16 protein-coding genes and 1 CRISPR repeat array are annotated in these 16,738 nt (G+C 64.2%); of the genes, 10 read left to right on the top strand and 6 right to left on the bottom strand.

All coding sequences use genetic code 11. The features are described from left to right. Window positions 1–118: 118 nt before the first annotated feature. Together AC0Z42_RS14355 and AC0Z42_RS14350 are read left to right on the top strand one after the other, a co-directional pair. Window positions 119–2,014 carry an amidohydrolase gene (locus AC0Z42_RS14355; RefSeq protein WP_485468884.1) on the top strand — a complete coding sequence of 632 codons (1,896 nt, stop codon included), beginning with the start codon at window positions 119–121 and terminating at the stop codon, window positions 2,012–2,014. Window positions 2,015–2,027: 13 nt separating this feature from the next. Then, entirely contained in the window at window positions 2,028–3,122 is a 1,095-nt protein-coding gene (locus tag AC0Z42_RS14350) for a porin (RefSeq protein ID WP_485469028.1), read from the top strand. Between the two features lie 7 nt (window positions 3,123–3,129). Here AC0Z42_RS14350 and AC0Z42_RS14345 read toward each other — a convergent pair whose 3' ends face one another. Further along, a complete protein-coding gene (locus AC0Z42_RS14345) occupies window positions 3,130–3,570 on the bottom strand; it encodes a hypothetical protein (protein WP_485468883.1) in 441 nt (146 codons plus the stop codon). A gap of 122 nt (window positions 3,571–3,692) precedes the next feature. Here AC0Z42_RS14345 and AC0Z42_RS14340 point away from each other — a divergent pair, with 122 nt between their 5' ends. From AC0Z42_RS14340 to AC0Z42_RS14320, 5 genes are all read left to right on the top strand, one after another. After that, window positions 3,693–4,346, top strand: coding sequence for a MarR family winged helix-turn-helix transcriptional regulator (locus AC0Z42_RS14340; RefSeq protein WP_485468882.1), 654 nt, complete (start codon window positions 3,693–3,695; stop codon window positions 4,344–4,346). 90 nt (window positions 4,347–4,436) lie between these two features. After that, window positions 4,437–4,979 (top strand): carboxymuconolactone decarboxylase family protein, encoded by a 543-nt coding sequence (locus AC0Z42_RS14335; protein WP_485468881.1) that lies wholly within the window; start codon window positions 4,437–4,439, stop codon window positions 4,977–4,979. A 20-nt stretch (window positions 4,980–4,999) separates the two neighbouring features. Next, window positions 5,000–5,524, top strand: a complete 525-nt coding sequence (locus AC0Z42_RS14330) for a peroxiredoxin family protein (protein ID WP_485469027.1) — start codon at window positions 5,000–5,002, stop codon at window positions 5,522–5,524. Then, window positions 5,521–6,210, top strand: a complete 690-nt coding sequence (locus AC0Z42_RS14325) for a glutamine amidotransferase-related protein (RefSeq protein WP_485468880.1) — start codon at window positions 5,521–5,523, stop codon at window positions 6,208–6,210. Before AC0Z42_RS14330 ends, AC0Z42_RS14325 begins: the two co-directional genes overlap by 4 nt. After that, window positions 6,207–6,419, top strand: coding sequence for a hypothetical protein (locus AC0Z42_RS14320; protein WP_485468879.1), 213 nt, complete (start codon window positions 6,207–6,209; stop codon window positions 6,417–6,419). The genes AC0Z42_RS14325 and AC0Z42_RS14320 overlap by 4 nt, the downstream gene beginning before the upstream one ends. Before the next feature lie 82 nt (window positions 6,420–6,501). Here the strand turns inward: AC0Z42_RS14320 and AC0Z42_RS14315 are convergent, their stop codons facing one another. Further along, the gene (locus AC0Z42_RS14315) at window positions 6,502–7,080 is read right to left on the bottom strand and encodes a FecR family protein (protein ID WP_485468878.1); all 579 of its coding nucleotides are present in this window, start codon (window positions 7,078–7,080) and stop codon (window positions 6,502–6,504) included. 37 nt (window positions 7,081–7,117) lie between these two features. Next, window positions 7,118–7,690 (bottom strand): type 1 glutamine amidotransferase domain-containing protein, encoded by a 573-nt coding sequence (locus AC0Z42_RS14310; protein ID WP_485468877.1) that lies wholly within the window; start codon window positions 7,688–7,690, stop codon window positions 7,118–7,120. 376 nt (window positions 7,691–8,066) lie between these two features. Continuing rightward, window positions 8,067–8,583: a CRISPR direct-repeat array (repeat unit 29 nt; unit sequence CGGTTCATCCCCGCATCCGCGGGGAACAC). A 485-nt stretch (window positions 8,584–9,068) separates the two neighbouring features. Here AC0Z42_RS14310 and AC0Z42_RS14305 point away from each other — a divergent pair. The 3 genes from AC0Z42_RS14305 (at window position 9,069) to AC0Z42_RS14295 (ending at window position 11,656) form a co-directional block, all read left to right on the top strand. Continuing rightward, window positions 9,069–9,887: an AraC family transcriptional regulator gene (locus tag AC0Z42_RS14305; protein WP_485468876.1), complete on the top strand. Its 819-nt coding sequence runs from the start codon at window positions 9,069–9,071 to the stop codon at window positions 9,885–9,887. 77 nt (window positions 9,888–9,964) lie between these two features. Next, a complete protein-coding gene (locus AC0Z42_RS14300; protein WP_485468875.1) occupies window positions 9,965–10,375 on the top strand; it encodes a cupin domain-containing protein in 411 nt (136 codons plus the stop codon). 105 nt (window positions 10,376–10,480) lie between these two features. Further along, a complete protein-coding gene (locus AC0Z42_RS14295) occupies window positions 10,481–11,656 on the top strand; it encodes a hypothetical protein (protein ID WP_485468874.1) in 1,176 nt (391 codons plus the stop codon). A 4-nt stretch (window positions 11,657–11,660) separates the two neighbouring features. On the opposite strand, the gene AC0Z42_RS14290 is transcribed toward AC0Z42_RS14295, so the two are convergent. The 3 genes from AC0Z42_RS14290 to AC0Z42_RS14280 all read right to left on the bottom strand — a co-directional run bounded on the left by AC0Z42_RS14290 (window position 11,661) and on the right by AC0Z42_RS14280 (window position 16,681). Further along, the gene (locus AC0Z42_RS14290) at window positions 11,661–12,677 is read right to left on the bottom strand and encodes a diacylglycerol/lipid kinase family protein (RefSeq protein ID WP_485468873.1); all 1,017 of its coding nucleotides are present in this window, start codon (window positions 12,675–12,677) and stop codon (window positions 11,661–11,663) included. A gap of 102 nt (window positions 12,678–12,779) precedes the next feature. Continuing rightward, the gene (locus AC0Z42_RS14285) at window positions 12,780–14,282 is read right to left on the bottom strand and encodes a PepSY-associated TM helix domain-containing protein (RefSeq protein ID WP_485468872.1); all 1,503 of its coding nucleotides are present in this window, start codon (window positions 14,280–14,282) and stop codon (window positions 12,780–12,782) included. Then, the gene (locus AC0Z42_RS14280) at window positions 14,282–16,681 is read right to left on the bottom strand and encodes a TonB-dependent siderophore receptor (protein WP_485468871.1); all 2,400 of its coding nucleotides are present in this window, start codon (window positions 16,679–16,681) and stop codon (window positions 14,282–14,284) included. The genes AC0Z42_RS14285 and AC0Z42_RS14280 overlap by 1 nt, the downstream gene beginning before the upstream one ends. Between the last annotated feature and the right edge of the window lie 57 nt (window positions 16,682–16,738).

The raw sequence follows: 16,738 nt of genomic DNA, 5'->3' as shown, positions 1-16,738 counted from the left end.
AACTGATCTTTTGGCCCGTGCCGAACCGGCCCTGCGCGGCTACACTGAATAACCAGAACATCGCACCAGCCTCGCGCCGCACCGGCCTTCTTCACCCTACACACCATGGAGCTGCACCATGACCGCACAAAACACCCCTTCTTCATCCAGCGCGCCATCGAAAGAAGCACCGCTGATCCTGTTCAACGGCTGCTTCCACACGGTCGACAAGAGCTGCCCGCAAGCGAGTGCCGTGGCGATTGCCGACGGCAAGTTCCTGGCCGTTGGCGACGTCGATGAAGTCATGCGCCATCGCACCGCTGACAGCCGGGTGATCGACCTGAACGGGCGCACCGTGATTCCCGGCCTGAACGACTCGCACCTGCACCTGATCCGCGGCGGCTTGAACTACAACCTGGAACTGCGCTGGGAAGGCGTGCCGTCGCTGGCCGATGCGCTGCGCATGCTGAAAGAACAGGCACTGCGCACGCCGAACCCGCAATGGGTGCGCGTGGTGGGCGGCTGGAACGAATTCCAGTTCGCCGAAAAACGCATGCCGACCCTGGAAGAAATCAACGCCGCCGCGCCCGACACCCCGGTCTTTATTTTGCACCTGTACGACCGCGCCCTGCTCAACCGCGCCGCCTTGCGCGTGGTCGGCTACGACAAGAACACGCCGAATCCGCCAGGCGGCGAGATTGTACGCGACGCTTCCGGCAACCCGACCGGCATGCTGATCGCCCGCCCGAACGCGATGATTCTGTACGCCACCCTGGCCAAGGGCCCGACCCTGCCGCGCGAACTGCAGGTGAACTCCACGCGCCAGTTCATGCGCGAACTGAACCGCCTGGGCCTGACCAGCGCGATCGACGCCGGCGGCGGCTTCCAGAACTACCCCGAAGATTACGCGGTGGTCGACCAGCTGGCAAAGGATAACCAGCTGACCATCCGCATCGCCTACAACCTGTTTACGCAGAACAAGGGCCGCGAACTGGAAGACTTCCAGAAGTGGACCGAGATGGTCACGCCGGGCCAGGGCGATGATTATTACCGCCACAACGGCGCCGGCGAAATGCTGGTGTTTTCGGCGGCCGACTTCGAAGACTTCCTGGAGCCGCGCCCGGACCTCGCGCCCGGCATGGACGACGAGCTGGAAAAAGTCGTGCGCCACCTGGTCAGCAAACGCTGGCCGTTCCGCCTGCACGCCACCTACGACGAGTCGATCGACCGCATGCTGACGGTGTTTGAAAAGGTCAACCGCGACATACCGTTCGACGGCCTGACCTGGATGTTCGACCACTGCGAAACTATCACGCCGCGCAATATCGACCGGGTCAAGGCGCTGGGCGGCGGCATCGCCATCCAGCACCGCATGGCCTTCCAGGGCGAATATTTCGTCGACCGCTACGGCGCGGAAGCGGCCAAGCTGACGCCACCGATTCAACGCATGTTGCAGTCGGGCGTGCCGGTCGGCGCCGGCACCGACGCCACCCGCGTGGCCAGCTACAACCCGTGGACGGCGCTGTACTGGCTGGTGTCGGGCCGTACCGTCGGCGGCTTGCGCCTGTACGATGCGGGGTCGCGTTTGTCGCGCGACACCGCGCTGGAACTGTGGACCACCGGCAGCGCCTGGTTCTCGAACGAAAAAGACAAAAAAGGCCGCATCCAGGAAGGCATGCTGGCCGACCTGGCCGTGTTGAGCGCGGATTTTTTCAGCATCGACGAAGAAGCGATCAAGTCGATCGAATCGGTGCTGACCATCGTCGGCGGCAAGATCGTCTACGGCCAGTCCGAATTCACTACCCTGGCGCCGCCCGCGATTCCCGTGCTGCCGGACTGGTCGCCCGTGAAAAACGTGGCCGGCCACTACCGCAACGCGCCGCCGCAAAAGACCAGCGTGCTGCAGCAGCACCAGTGCCAGGGCGCCTGCGGCGTGCACGCGCATGCGCACGACGTGGCACGCAAGAGTTCGGTGCCGGTGTCCAGCCATTCCGGCTTCTGGGGCGCCCTGGGGTGCAGCTGCTTTGCGTTCTGAGGCCGGCCGCATGATGCGCATGTCCTTGTTTGCTGCCGGCGCGATGGCGGCGGCTTTCCCGGTTGCCGCCCAGCAGAACGTGCAGTCGAATGTACAGCTATATGGACGCCTGAACCTCGGCATCGAGGCGCTGCACTCGTCCGGCACCGGCGACAATCTGCAGCGGCTGTCCAACAACCGCTCGGTGCTGGGCTTTCGCGGCACCGAAGACCTGGGCGGCGGCTGGCAGGCGCTGTTCCAGGTCGAAGGCACGCTGTCGCCCGACACCGGCGCCGGCTCAATCGCCGCGCGCGACACCCGCGTCGGCATCCAGGGGCCCTGGGGCACCCTGTTTGGCGGCAACTGGACCCTGCCGTACAACAGCGCCACCTCCGCGCTCGATCCGTTCTATCCCACCACGGCCGGCTACATGAGCCTGATGGGCAACGGCTCGGCGCCGACCGAAAGCAATACCAGCAACACGTATTCGTTCGACCGGCGCCAGCAGAACAGCGTGCATTACTGGACGCCGAACTGGAATGGCTGGTCGCTGCGCGTGGCACGCGGCATGGGCGAAGAACGCCTTGCCAGCGGCGCGCGCCCGGCCCTGACGTCCGCCGCGCTGATCTACGACCTGGGCGCGGTCTATGCCACCCTGGCGCATGAAGAGCATCACGACTACCAAGGGCGCGGCCTGAGCGACCGTGGCAGCAAGCTGGCCCTGGCCTGGCGCGTCGACAGCGCCACCCAGCTGGCGGCGGTGGTGGAAAGCCTGCGCTATGAAACGGCGACGGGCGACCTGCGCCGGCGCACGGTGTATGTCTCGGCCACGCGCCAGTTCGGCCGCCACGGCCTGCGCTTCGGCCTGGCGCGCGCGCAAAGCGCCAGCGGCAGCGCGGTGGAAACCATTGGCACCGTGCGTGCGGGGCCGGGCACGGGCGCCACCCACGCCACCGTCGGCTACGACTACCTGCTGTCGAAACGCAGTAGCCTGTTTGCGTACTACACGCGGCTGGACAACGGCCGCAACGGCGTGGCCGACTTTGCCATCAACAGCCTGGGGCGCGAAGCCGATACGCCAGGGGCCACCCTGTCGGGCGTGGTGTTGGGGATGCGGCACAACTTCTGAACCGGCTTCAATCCCAGCAGACGGACAGCACCGTGTAGCCATTTGATGGCTCCGGTGCATTGCCCGGTTTGCCATACGGCCAGCCGGGAATCACGCCATCGGCTTCCATGCCGGCTATCCAGCCTTCCACTTCCTCTTGGCTGGCGGAAGTAAAGATGTGCACATTTTCCGCCGGCGGAAAGCGTTTTGCTGCCACCTCCGCCGCGTCGTAGTCGCAGCAGTCCTGGTGCAGGCCGACCAGCACTTTTTCCACCTCCGGCCTGGCGGCGATCTCGCGAAACATCGCATACAGCTGGGCGATCGGCGGGCGGCCATAGCCCCACTGGTTGGGCGCGATCGATTCTTCGTCGGCATTGCCGGTAAAGTAGAGATCGAGATCGACCACCGGCGGCGTATCGCCATCGTCGTCAGGCAGCGAGGTCAGGTACTGATGCAGTTTTTCGGGCATGGGTGCGGCTCCGGTCAGGGTGAATGACAAGGCAATATTGTAGCGCGCAGGCGTTTTGTGCCCGCACACCATAATTTAGTTAGGACTCTTTACTTATTTTCAAACCATGCTATTATTCGTCCATGGACATCACACCTGAAACCCCTTGGGACAGCACCCCGGATATTTCGGCACGCATTATCGCCGCGATCAGCCGCGTCTCGAGCGTGTTGCGGGCCGGCATGTGGGAGTTTGCCACGGCCGAGCATCTCAATCCCACCCAGGCCGAGATATTGCAGTTGCTCAGCGACCGTACCGAAGGCGTGCGCCTGTCGTGGCTGGCGGCGCAGCTTTCCGTGTCGGCCGCCAGCGCCAGCGATTCGGTCACCGCGCTGGTCAATAAAGGCCTGGTGCGCAAGGCGCGCGCGCCGGATGATGGCCGCGCCAGCGCCCTGTGGCTGACCGACGACGGCAAGGCGCTGGTGACGCGCATGGCGTCGGCACTGGGCTTTGCCGATGACGCCGCCGCAGCGCTGGAAACCCAGGTGCAGGGCCAGTTGCTGGTGGGCCTGTTCAAGCTGATCGCGCAATTGCAAAAGAGCGAGCGTTTCCCCGCCCTGCGCGCCTGTTTGTCGTGCCGTTATTTTGAAGCGAACAAGTTTCCCGGCCAGACCACGCCGCATCACTGTGCACTGGTCAAGGCGCCGCTGCCGATCACTTTTTTACGCATCGATTGCGCCGAACACCAGCCGGCCGATGCGGCCACCGAACAACGCAACTGGGAAGTATTCGCCTGAATTTTTTTAAGCATAATATTTAGGACTCCTATTGAAAAGGCCAGTGGCCAGTCTTTTCATTTTTCTCACGGCCCATTGAAAGGAAATACCATGTCCCGTATCGACCTCGTCACGCAAGACAGTGCCACCGCTGTCGCACAACCTTTGCTGGCGCAAGTGCACGCCGCCTTTGGCGCCACGCCGAACATGTTCCGCGCCGTCGCCAATTCGCCGGCCGCGCTGGCCAGCATGTGGGGCGCGTTCGGCGCCCTGGGCGCTGGCACCTTGGGCGCCAAGCTGGGCGAACAGATAGCCGTGGCCATCGCCGACCAGAACGACTGCCACTACTGCCTTGCGGCCCATACGGCGCTGGGCCGCAAGGCCGGCGCTTCCAGCGAAGAGATGAGCGCCGCCCAGTCCGGCCAGTCGCATGATCCGAAGACGGCGGCGGCATTGCACTTTGCCGTCACGGTGGTGCGCCAGCGCGCCAAAATCACGGCGGCCGATGTCGACGCGCTGCGCGAAGCCGGCTTTGGCGATGGCGAGATCATGGAAATCATGGCCCATGTGGCGCTGAACCTGTTCACCAATTATGTGAACGTGGCGTTCGACGTGCCGCTCGATTTCCCGCAAGTCAAGCTGCGCGCCAAATGAGCGCCGGGACCTTGAGCAACATGAGCGCCGCGCCCGAATTCGAGGTCGCGGCCTGGCTCAACGCCAAGGGTCCCGTCAGCCTTGCCGCCCTGCGCGGCAAGGTGGTGGCGGTGTACGCCTTCCAGATGCTGTGCCCCGGCTGCGTATCGCACGGCCTGCCGCAGGCCAAGCGCTTGCGCCAGACCTTTGGCCATGACGAAGTGGAAGTACTGGGCCTGCACTCGGTATTCGAGCACCATGCGGTGATGACGCCGGCGGCGCTGCAGGTCTTCCTGCATGAATACCGGATCGATTTTCCGGTCGGCGTGGACCAGCCCTCGCCAACCGGACCGGTGCCGCTGACCATGGCAAACTACCAGTTGCGCGGCACGCCAACGTTGCTGCTGTTCGACCGCAGCGGCGTGCTGCGCCACAGCCTGTTCGGCATGGTCGACGACATGCAGGCCGGCGCCCTGGTCGCCCGGCTGGCGGCCGAAACACCGGTAAGTTCAATCACGCCAGGCTGCGACGATGGCGCCTGCCTTATTACAAAGGAATCGGCATGAAATGCATCGCCCTGTACCACGTGCGCTTCGAAGACCTGGGCGCCTTTGCCCAGCCGCTGGCCAGCGCCGGCTATGACATCACGTACCGCCATGCGGGCGCCATACCCTTGACCATCGAGGAATGGCGCGACACGGACCTGATCGTGATCGTCGGCGGCCCGATCGGCGTGGGTGACATGGCCAGCTATCCGTGGCTGGCCGCCGAAATCGACGGCATCGCGCTACGCCTGGCGGCTAAACGCCCTACCCTGGGCATCTGCCTGGGTGCGCAACTGATGGCCGTCGCCGCTGGCGGCCAGGTGGTGGCCGGCGGCGGCATGGAAATCGGCTGGTCACAATTGTCCATCGCCCACGATGCCGGGCCTTTGGTACACCTGCACGGCGTGCCGGTGCTGCACTGGCATGGCGACAATATCGTGCCCGCCACCGCCTTGGTGGCCGAAGCGTCGACGCCGGACACGCCCTGCCAGGCGTTTCGCATCGACTGTCATGCGCTGGCCCTGCAATTTCATGCGGAATTCGATCCGGCCATGCTGGAAGAATGGCTGGTCGGCCACACGGTGGAACTGCGGCAGGCCGGCGTGAACCTGACGCAGCTGCGCGCCGATACGCGCCAGCATGGGCCGAAGCTGGTGCAAGCGGGACAGGCCATGCTGCGCGACTGGCTCAAGGATCTGGCACCATGAACGTGATCGGCAAAGTATTCACCGGCCACGCGCTACCGCTGGCGCGCGACGGTTATCCGCCCGTGCCAAGCGGCATCGTCAAGACGGCACAAAGTGGACCTGTATGGCTGTCGGCGAATGGCCTGCAAGGCGACGAACAGGGCGATCCGGTGTACCACGGTGGCCCTGAAAAAGCCGTGCACCATTACGCAGTAGAGGACTGTGTATGAGCCAGCCAAGCCCAAGGGATCGACATGGCAGGCTCCCCGGAACTGATGGCGCATGGCCAGGCAGTGCGCCATCAATTGGGTATCACCAGCGCCACGGCGCCACGTCAGCGCCAGCCAGCTGCGATACGGCCGACACACCGTGCACCGTGCCCCACACCTGCTGGCCGGCCGTCAGCTGCACCGCATGGTCGGCGGACTTGGCCGTCACATTGTCCACCCGCACCCTGCCCTGCTCGACGGCGACATGCACCTGTTCATGGCGCGCGTCATCCGGCGCATGGCGCACGGCAAAGCGCGCGCCAGTCACGGTGGCGCGCAGTGGCCCGGCCCGCACCTGGAAAGGACGATCGTCGTCCTCCTGAACAGCAAACAGGACCTGCCCATCGAACAGCGTGACTTCACGGCGAGTCGGGTAATAGCGCACTTCGAGCCGGGTGGCGCCATCGAGCCACAGCCGGCTGCCATCGTCCAGCTGCACCTCGGACTGCTCGCCGCGCGCGGTGCTGCAGGCTTTTACCATCAGCGGCTGTGCCAGCCAATGGCTCCAGGCCCGCGCGCCCATGGCACACGCCAGCACGGCGCCCGCCGCAATGGCCAGCACCGGCCACAGTCTGCGGGATGCTGCGATGCGCGGGCGCTCAATGTCGGGAGAAATGCTCATGGAATCGCTTGCCTGGATAAAGTCGGAAACTAGTTGGTCATGACGCCCTGGCTTGCGTCAGCACGGTCAGGAAGGCCTCATTGAAAGCCGGGATATCGTCCGGCTTGCGGCTGGTGACCAGATTACCATCAACCACGACTTCCTCGTCGCGCCACACGGCACCCGCGTTGCGCAGATCCGCCTGCAAGCTTGGCCAGCTGGTCATCTGCTTGCCGCTGACGGCTTGCGCGTCAATCAGCGTCCAGGGACCATGGCAGATCGCCGCAATCGGCTTGCCCGCATCGGCAAATTCCTTGACGAACGCCACCGACGCCGGGTCGATCCGCAGTTCATCCGGATTGGCCACGCCGCCCGGCAGCAGCAGCGCATCATAATCGCGCGCCTGCGCTTCGGCTACGGTGAGATCGATATCAAACGAATCGCCCTCATCCTTGTGATGCATGCCGACGACCTGCTTGCCCTTGGCCTTCGGTGAAACAATCGTGATCACCGCGCCATGCTCCTGCAGGAAATCGCGCGGCCCCGTGAATTCGACCTGCTCAAAACCGTCCGTCATCAATACCGCGATGCGTTTGGCGTCGAGGGGGGTGTCTGGTAGGTTTGCTGCCATGGTGAGCTCCTTTGCTGGTGGGGCATGCGCGAAGTGGCATGCCGTGAGGGCTTACCTTAACCCGCGATGAGGCATGCGTATGTGGGCGCACGCACCCAGGAGATGCTTAGCCTGGTTTGTCGCTGCGGTTTCAAAGTCTCGTATTCGACTTTGAAGCATGTGGAGTGAAGATAGACAGGCGTGACGGCCGGTTAGGCATATTCTCCATGCGTGTGCAGGGAGCCAAGACCAGTATAAATGTGGCTCGAATTAGACCGGCTCCTCCCCGCATGCGCGGGGAATACGATGAAACACGCCGTCACGCTGGCGCTGGATCGGTTCGCCCCCAAATGCGCGGGGTAACCGTTACTTCGAACAGCTGGATAGGGTCAAGATGCGGTTCATCCCCGCATACGCGGGGAACACGGCAGCATTCAGCGCAGGCAAAAAAATACCCGCGGTTCATCCCCGCATCCGCGGGGAACACCGAGGCATGACGCCCGGCGAGGTTGATCTGGTCGGTTCATCCCCGCATTCGCGGGGAACACGCATCCTTCACATATATGCGATACCCGGAGGTCGGTTCATCCCCGCATCCGCGGGGAACACTAGGGCGTCACCATGCGGAACGCCGCTTTGCGCGGTTCATCCCCGCATCCGCGGGGAACACGTAGCCCTTGGTTTCCATGCCGTGTGTCGAGGCGGTTCATCCCCGCATCCGCGGGGAACACTCGGCCGTGGTCATTTCTCGCAGCTCGAATTCCGGTTCATCCCCGCATCCGCGGGGAACACATTGCGAACGGTACGCCCTCGTCGCATTTCCGCGGTTCATCCCCGCATCCGCGGGGAACACCTGAGGTTGCTTGACCATTTCCAGCTGGTGCGCGGTTCATCCCCGCATCCGCGGGGAACACACCAATTATAACCCATTGAAAATAAACGAATTATTGGCACTCTATTTTTCCACCGATTTTTTTTGACTTTTCCCGACCCAAAAACCGCATCTTAAAATCAGCTATTTACTTGTTATTTCCATCAAATAAATAACATGTAATGCATCTCCTCCAGAGTACCTGCCGCGCTTTTCAAAGCTGCAATGAGTCGACTCCTATCGTTATCAATACCTTGCGCCCTTCGCGCCGTTACCACGACCGACTTGGGCGCAACTAAGACTTGCCTGAAGTAATATTGCTGACCTGTGCGCAACTGGCGCGGCAAGTTCCCATAAAAAAGTCCGCATCAGACATCCTGCCCACCGCTACAAGACGCCTGCCTTTCATGGACAGTCCCGCACGCCAGGAGTACAGTCTTCGTCTCGGATCAAGGCACCTCCCCTATGCCCGTGCAGTCAACGAAAAATGGCATTGACCGCCCTGTACGACAACCCTGGACAATCCACATGAAACAAGCATCACCGCAAATGCCAAACGACTGGGTCAGGTGCACCGAACCAATCGAAGGCATGACACGCATCGAAGCGTGGTTCAGCGGCACGGCATACGCCATGCACCGCCACGACACCTACGCCATCGGCCGCACGATGGCTGGCGTGCAGCGCTTCAGCTACCGCCGCAGCTTGCGCAACAGCCTGCCGGGCAACACCATGGTGCTGCACCCGGACGAGGCGCACGATGGCCAGGCTGGCACCGGCGAAGGCTTTCGCTACCGCATGGTGTATATCGAGCCGGCGCTGTTCCAGGACGTGCTCGGCGGCCGCTCCCTGCCCTTTCTTGAAGGCGGCATCTCGACCGATCCGCGCCTGGCAACGGCGACCGCCGCGTTGCTGCCGCAGGAAGGCGTGTTGCTCGACCCGCTGGAACAGAGCGAAGCGCTGGCCGAACTGGCGCATGCGCTGGCACTAGTTTCCGGCACGCCAGCACAGCGCCTGAAAGGCGACTACCTGGCGGCGCGGCGCACACGCGACTATCTGCAGGCGCACTGCACGCGCGCCGTCACCTTGGCCGAACTGGAAGCGGCCACCGGGCGCGATCGCTGGAGCCTGTCGCATGACTTTCGCGTGTTTTATGGCACCAGTCCCTATCGCTACCTGACCATGCGCCGCCTCGATACCGTGCGCCGCCTGCTGCTGGCCGGCAGCACGCTGGCCCACGCCGCCACAGCCGCCGGCTTTGCCGACCAGAGCCACATGAACCGGCACTTCCTGAAAGCGTATGGGCTGACGCCAGGGCGTTGGCTGCGCTTCGCGAGAAAGCTGTAAATACGCCCACGATCGTTCAATACGGCGAACCGGCGCATGCGTACTCTGAGCGCTTCACCACCTGAAAGGAGCACAGCATGTCCATCACCACCACCACGCGCGGCCAGGGCCAGTCCATCGATCTGTCATCCAGGATCGACCTGATCGACGGCCACTGGCAGCCGCGCGTGGTCGCCGAAATGAATGACTACCAGTTCAAGGTCGTGAAAGTGCAAGGCGAATTCCAGTGGCACCGCCATGCCGATACCGATGAAACCTTTATCGTGCTCGACGGAGAACTGCGCATCGCCCTGCGCGGCCCCGGCTACGCCGACAATCACGCCATTGTGCTCGGAGCCGGCCAGATGGCGGTGGTGCCCAAAGGCGTCGAACACAAGCCCGGCGCCGTTGCCGAAACCAGGATGCTGCTGATCGAGCCGCGCGGCGTGGTCAATACGGGCGATGGCGCGGCGGATGAGCGCACGGTGGAAAACGACCAGTGGATTTGAAAATCAGCATGGTAAAAAGTTGTGTTAGGGTTGGCCCTGGACTTTCGCACACAGGCCACGATGCGCTTGCCAACACCTGAGCCGACCATCTGAAAGGGCCGTGTAGTGAACCTGATTTTACGCCGCCTTGTCACAGGCAAGAAGCACCTGGTTCGCCGGCGATCCGCAGGCCTGCTGCTGTGCGCCGTGGCCTGTTTGAGCGCCTGCACACCGGACGAAAAGGGCTCCTACGCCATCTACAACTATTCAGGCAAGCCGGTCATCTCGGCTACCGCGCTGGGCAACAGCGGCAATCATGCCGTATCCAGGGATCGCATCGCGGATCAGAAAATAGGGGTCTTTGGCAGCGTGGGTTCATTCAAAAAAGAACGTTCCATCACGCTCGAATGGATCGCGGGCGAAGGCCGCGCCACATGGTACCGCGTGACCTTGCCGGTGAAAGTGGAACAGGCCGACGGTAAAATTGTTGAAATCTATTTTCGCCCTGACCACTTTATCTGCGCCAGCCTGATCGGCGATATACGACCAGGCACGGACAGCGAAGAGCTGGCCCGCGCCCGACAGGACCGCAGCAAGCTCTCCTGCGCACAGGCGGTCGCCTTGCCTCCCTTGCGGGCAGGCATGGCGAGCGGCATCCGGCGCAGCACCACGACATACAGCCGCTATCGCTTGGAAGATGGCGGCACGGACAAGATGACCTACCAGACCCTGAAACACCAGAACAAGCCGGTGGCCTTGCGGTACGAGAAGAAATATCGGAATCAGGAAACGCCCGGCTATATCGACGAATTCCAGGCGCTCGATTTGCTCGGCAAAAACGCCGGGTGGCTGGTCACGGCGGACCTCAAGGACAACCATGTCGGCTGGTTTATCGTCAGTGGCGACAGTTCGGCGTGGATATCGCGTTTTGTGGGCGAGGTTCGTGGTGCCCAACGGCGTCTGTCGGATGACCGGCTGTATTACGACGCGGATGTCGTAGTCGATACGAAAACAGCCGATGTTTTCATGCTGCCCGAAATTCGCGGCATCAACTACTCGGTCATGGGGCAAAGTCCCGATGGCCGCCATCTTGCCATCTACTGGCAACGCGACAGAATAGTTCCGCATGATCCCGGCTTGCCAGCTTTCGATATGGCAATGATCGAGCTTGAAACGGGAAAGCTGCTGGACGCTCGGATAGCGAACTTGCCGCCATTGCCTGAGAAACAGTATGCGATGATCTTTTATGGTGAATGGTACAAGCAGCATTGCACATGGGCACCATTATTGAAGTGTGTTTGAGCCGCTAGCGAATATCGACCAGCCCCGGTCCGTAGGCAGGCAGCGGACCAGACTCTGGCGCTGGCACCGGCGCCGGATCGGGCTTCAACAACAGCAACGGCTCTTCCATCACGCGAAACGCCAGCGGATTGCTCATGTAGCTCACCTCGCCATCGGTCGCCACCTTGATCTTGCGCCGCCGCGACAGGGTCCGCACCTTCACCTCCATCTGCTTGAAGCTGAAAGTGGCCAGCTGGTCGACATGATCCAGCCGCCCCAACTGGCCCAGCGCGCCATGCAGCATCAGCCACAGCATGCCCAGCTTGCCTTTGGTGCGCGGCGCCACGGCGGCCAGGTGACCATCTTCCAGCGCGGCGCTGAGCGGTGGAATACCGACCTGCTCCATCTGCAGGCGGTTGTTGCCGACAAAAAAAGTGGCGGTACGCATGCGCTGCAATTTGCCGTCCAGATTCAATACCAGGCGCAGGCGGCGATGCGGGCTGAGGATGGTTTTCAGGGCCGACAGCGCCGCGACAAAACGGCTGCGGCCAAACTGTTTCTTGTCCACTTCGCGCTCTTCCAGCATCTTCGGGTACAGGCCGATGCTGGCATTGACCAGGAACACGCGCTCGTTGACTATGCCGACCTGCACCGGATGCAAACGCGCCACAAGCAGCGCGTGCACCGCCTCGTTCAGGTCTTCGGGGATGCCATGGGTGCGGCCAAAATAATTGAAGGTGCCCTGCGGCAGCACGCCGAAGGCACAGCCATGATTGATCGCCTGGCGCGCCACGGCATTGATGGTGCCATCGCCACCGGCCGCCACCAGCACCCCGCCCGCGTCCAGTGCCTGACGCGCGAGCGTGGCGGCGACTTCGTCGATGGTGTCGGGCTGGTCGATCATCGTCAGGTGAAACTGCCGGCCGGCAGCGCCCAGCACCGACTCGATGGTCGAACGCCGCTCCTCGGTCTCGTCATGGCCGGAGCCGGCATTGAGGGCGATGAAAAACGGAGCGTCGGGTGCAACAGTGGTCGTTGGCATGGCAGGGTCGCTTGATCATCGTCACCGGGGTGGTGCGTGCACGTATCGTAACGTGAAAAGCGCTGCGGGCTGTGGGCGCTAGCGTACGCACGCGACAAGTCGCTACTGGCGTGTGGCCACCGGCATGCGACAGCCCAGGTAAAGGCACAGCAGGCCGGTGGCGGCGAACGCGCTGTCGAAACCGATAAACAGCGCGCGCTGCGGCAGGCCGGCCAGGCAGGCGTCAAGCACCGGCAGCGCGCACCACAGCGCCGCCGCCAGCCACCACAGCGCGCGCCAGGCCGCCGCGCCGCCGCGCCAGGCCGCGTACACGGCGGTGGCGGCCCAGCACAGGAAGAAACCGTGCACCTCCCACTGCGCCCGTTCGGCCAGCCCCGGCGGCAGCAGCCGGTTGGCCAGCAGGAAGCCGGCCACCGCCGTGATGAGTCCCGCCACGCAGGCCGCATTGCCGGCCTGCGTGAAACGCAGCCAGGCCAGCGACGCGTCGGGCCGGGTGCGGCGCTTGACCGTCCACAGCACCAGCCCGGTGGCCACCATGGCCGCGCCCAGCATGCTGCTGAAGAAATACAGCCAGCGCAAGGCCGGATCGGCATAGCGCCCGAGGTGCAGGCCGTAAGCCGTGCCCCAGGTGGTCAGGGCCGGGCTGCTGTGCGCGCGCTCGGCCAGCAGCGAGCCGTTCGCGCCATCGAACAGCAGGTAGGCCGGCGCGACCGAGATGCGTCCGCCATCGCCCCGCACGATCGCCACGCGCGACGCCGCGTCGCCAGGATGGGTGACGATCACGCGGCCGATATTGCCCGTGCCCCAGCGCGCGCCGGCCTGCGCCATCAAGGGCACCAGGGCAGCCGGCGGCGCCGCCACGCCGCTGCGCGCCGGCGTGTCGAAGCGCGCCTGCATCGCCTGCGCCATCGCGGGCCTGGCCTGCTGCTGGCCGAAGACGGCCAGCGCGCCCCACGGCAGGTAGGTCAGCATCAGCGTGACCAGCCCGGTGTACACAATCATCAGGTAGAACGGCAGTCCCAGCACCGAGCTGACGTTATGGGCGTCGAGCCACGAACGCTGCCCTTTGCCGGGCCGGAAGGTGAAAAAGTCGCTGAAAATGCGCCGGTGGACGATCACGCCGCTGACCAGCACCACCAGCGCCATCATCGCGCACAGCCCGACGATCCAGCGCCCCAGCGTGCCGGGCAGGTAGTGCAGTGAAAAATGAAAGTAATAGAAGAATTCGCCGCCATGGGTGGCGCGCGGGTGCAGCACGGCGCCGTCAACGGGCGACAGCAAGACCCGTTCGCGGTCGCCGTCAGCACCGTGCTCCCACGACGCCTCGATCACGTTGTTGCGCGGCCCCGGCAGGTCGAACTGCCAGCGGTCGGCGCCGGCCGCCTCGCGCGCCAGGGTGGCCAGCGCCTGCTGCGCTGCCGCCGCCTGGTCGAGCACGGCCGGGCGCGCCGGCAGTTCCGGGCGCAGCCACTGGGTCAGCTCTTCGCGAAAGTAGCTGATGCCGCCGGTGATGAAGATCGCGTACAGCAGCCAGCCGGCCAGCACGCCGGCCCACACGTGCAGGCCGGCCATGCGCTGGCGCAGGCCGGGCGCCTTGCTCTCCATCAGAAGCGGTAGCTGGCGCTCACGTTGACGGTGCGCTCGGCGTTACGGTAGCAAAACTTGCCGTCACAATCGAGCAGCACCTGCTTGTCGAGCACATTGTTGAAGTTGAGCGAATAGCGCCACGAGGCTTGTTCCAGCCCGAACGCCAGGTCCATCATGCCGAACGAGGGATTCGAGAGATTGACGTTGCCGTAGTCGAGCGACGAGCGCGCCTTGCCGTAATAGCGCAGGCCCAGGCCGGCGTTGGCCAGCCAGCGCTCGTTCAGTTTGTGCTGGTACCGGGTCCAGACCGAGGCGCTGTGCTTGACCGCGCTCTGCTGCGGCAGGCCGCGGTCGCCGTTGTTGCTCTCGGTGATCTCGGTATCGAGGTAGGTGTACTGCGCCACCACGCTCAGGTTGCGCGCCAGCTCGGCGCGCGCCTCCAGTTCCAGTCCGCGCGAGCGCACTTCGCCGCTCTGCACCAGAGAGTCCGGGTCTTGCGAAGCGGCGGTGGTGACGTTCTTGCGCAGCAGGTTGAACACCGACGCCGTGTAGCTGACATTGCCCTGGTCGGGCTGGTAGCGCAGGCCCGCTTCGAGCTGGCGGCCGCTCGACGGCTTGAGCATATTGTTGTTGATGTCGCGGCCGATCTCCGGCGAGAACGAGGTCGACCAGCTTACGTACGGCGCCCAGCCCGAGGGCATCAGGTACACCGCGCCGACGCGGCCGGTGGTCTTGCTGGCGCTCTGGTCGTAGGTCTGTTTCGAGGTGCCGGCCAGCGGCAGCTCCTGGGTGTTCGAGTTTTCGGCGCGGTCGCGGCGCAGGCCTGCCGTCACCACGAACTGGTCCCACTTGACCTGGTCCTGCAGGTACAGGCCAAGCTGCTTGAGCGGGTAGCGCTCGTTGCGCGGATTGGTCGACGCTACCGGCGCCTGGCGCTCGCCATAGACCGGGTGGTACACGTCCAGGTTGGGCATGGGCGAGATCGCGTACGGGAAGCGGTCGGTGGTCTTGTTGTCGGCGTAGTCCACGCCGGCGAGCACATTGTGCGCCAGCGCGCCGGTGCGAAACGCCGCCTGCACGCGGGTGTCGGCCTGCAGCCCGCGCCAGTGCGAGCTGCGCGGGTAGAACAGGCGCGTGATGGTGCCATCGGGCTGCAGCACGCGCGGGAACACGTTGGTCTCGTCGCGATCGAGTTTGGTATAACGCACGTTCTGCTGCACGCTCCAGGTGTCGTTGAAGCGGTGCTCGAACTCGTAGCCGATGGCGTAGTTCTCGCGCTTCCAGCGGTTGTCGCGCCCGCCCATGTTCAGACTGGGCGCAGGCTGGCCGCGCAGGCCCGGGTTTTGCAGCTGGTTCGGCCAGGCGTAGGCCTGGTTGTCCTGCTGGTAGTGGGCCAGCAGAGTCAGGCGGGTATTGTCGTCAGGTTGCCAGGTCAGGGCCGGGGCGAAGAACACGCGGTCGTCGCGGTCGAGATCGAGCCGGGTGCCCGATTCGCGCGCCAGCATCGTTACGCGCCAGGTCCAGACGCCCTGATCGTCCATGACGCCGCCCAGGTCGGCCTTGATCTGCTTGCGGTCGTAGGTGCCGTACTCGACGCCCATCTCGCGCATCGCGCTGGCCGATGGCCGCTTCGACACCGCGTTGATCATGCCGCCCGGCGGCGACTGACCGTACAACACCGAGGCCGGACCACGCAGCACTTCCAGCCGCTCCAGGCCATACGGTTCGATCGGCGAGGCATAGGCCCGGCCCGAGGTCAGCAGGCCGTCGCGAAAGATGCCGGCCGTGCCTAGTTCGAAGCCACGCAGCATCGAAAATTCATCGACCGCCCACGGTTTCATGTTGGGCGTGACGCCGGCCGTGTAGCGCAGCGCCTCGTCCAGGGTTTCCACCTTGCGGTCGGCCAGTTCGTCGGATGTCACCACCGAAACCGATTGCGGATTGTCGATCAGGCGGCTGTCGGTCTTGGTGGCGGTGGCGCTGCGGCGGGCCACATAGCCGTCCACATGGCCAAGCGCGGTTTCGCGCATGCCGCTTATGCTCACCGCCGGCAAGGTGGGCAACGCGGCGGCCGCCACTGCCGCACCGGGACGCACTGCCGCCTGTGGCGCCGCGCCCTGGCGCAGGATGAAGCGCCCGGCGCCCTGCGGCACCGCTTCCAGTCCGCTGCCGGCCAAGAGGCGCGCCAGGGCGTCCTGCGGCGACAGGGTCGCCTGCACGCCGGTGCTGCTCTTGTTGCCGGTGAGGGCGCCGTCGGCGGCCACGTACACGCCGGACTCCACCGAGAAGCGGGCGATCACCGCGTTCAGCGGGCCGGCGGGAATGTCATAGGTGCGCGGCACGGCGTCGGCGGCGCAGGCCAGGCTGGCGGTGGCGGCCAGCAGGCCGATCAGGGTGCGGGAAGCGAAATGATTCATAGGATTCAAACGGGCTTTCGGAAAAGGAGGAAGTCGGTCTTCACAGAGCTTTCCGAA

The sequence above is a fragment of the Janthinobacterium sp. 1L-D-8-B-C4 genome (assembly GCF_057291295.1).
This window is presented reverse-complemented; position numbering and strand designations above follow the sequence as displayed.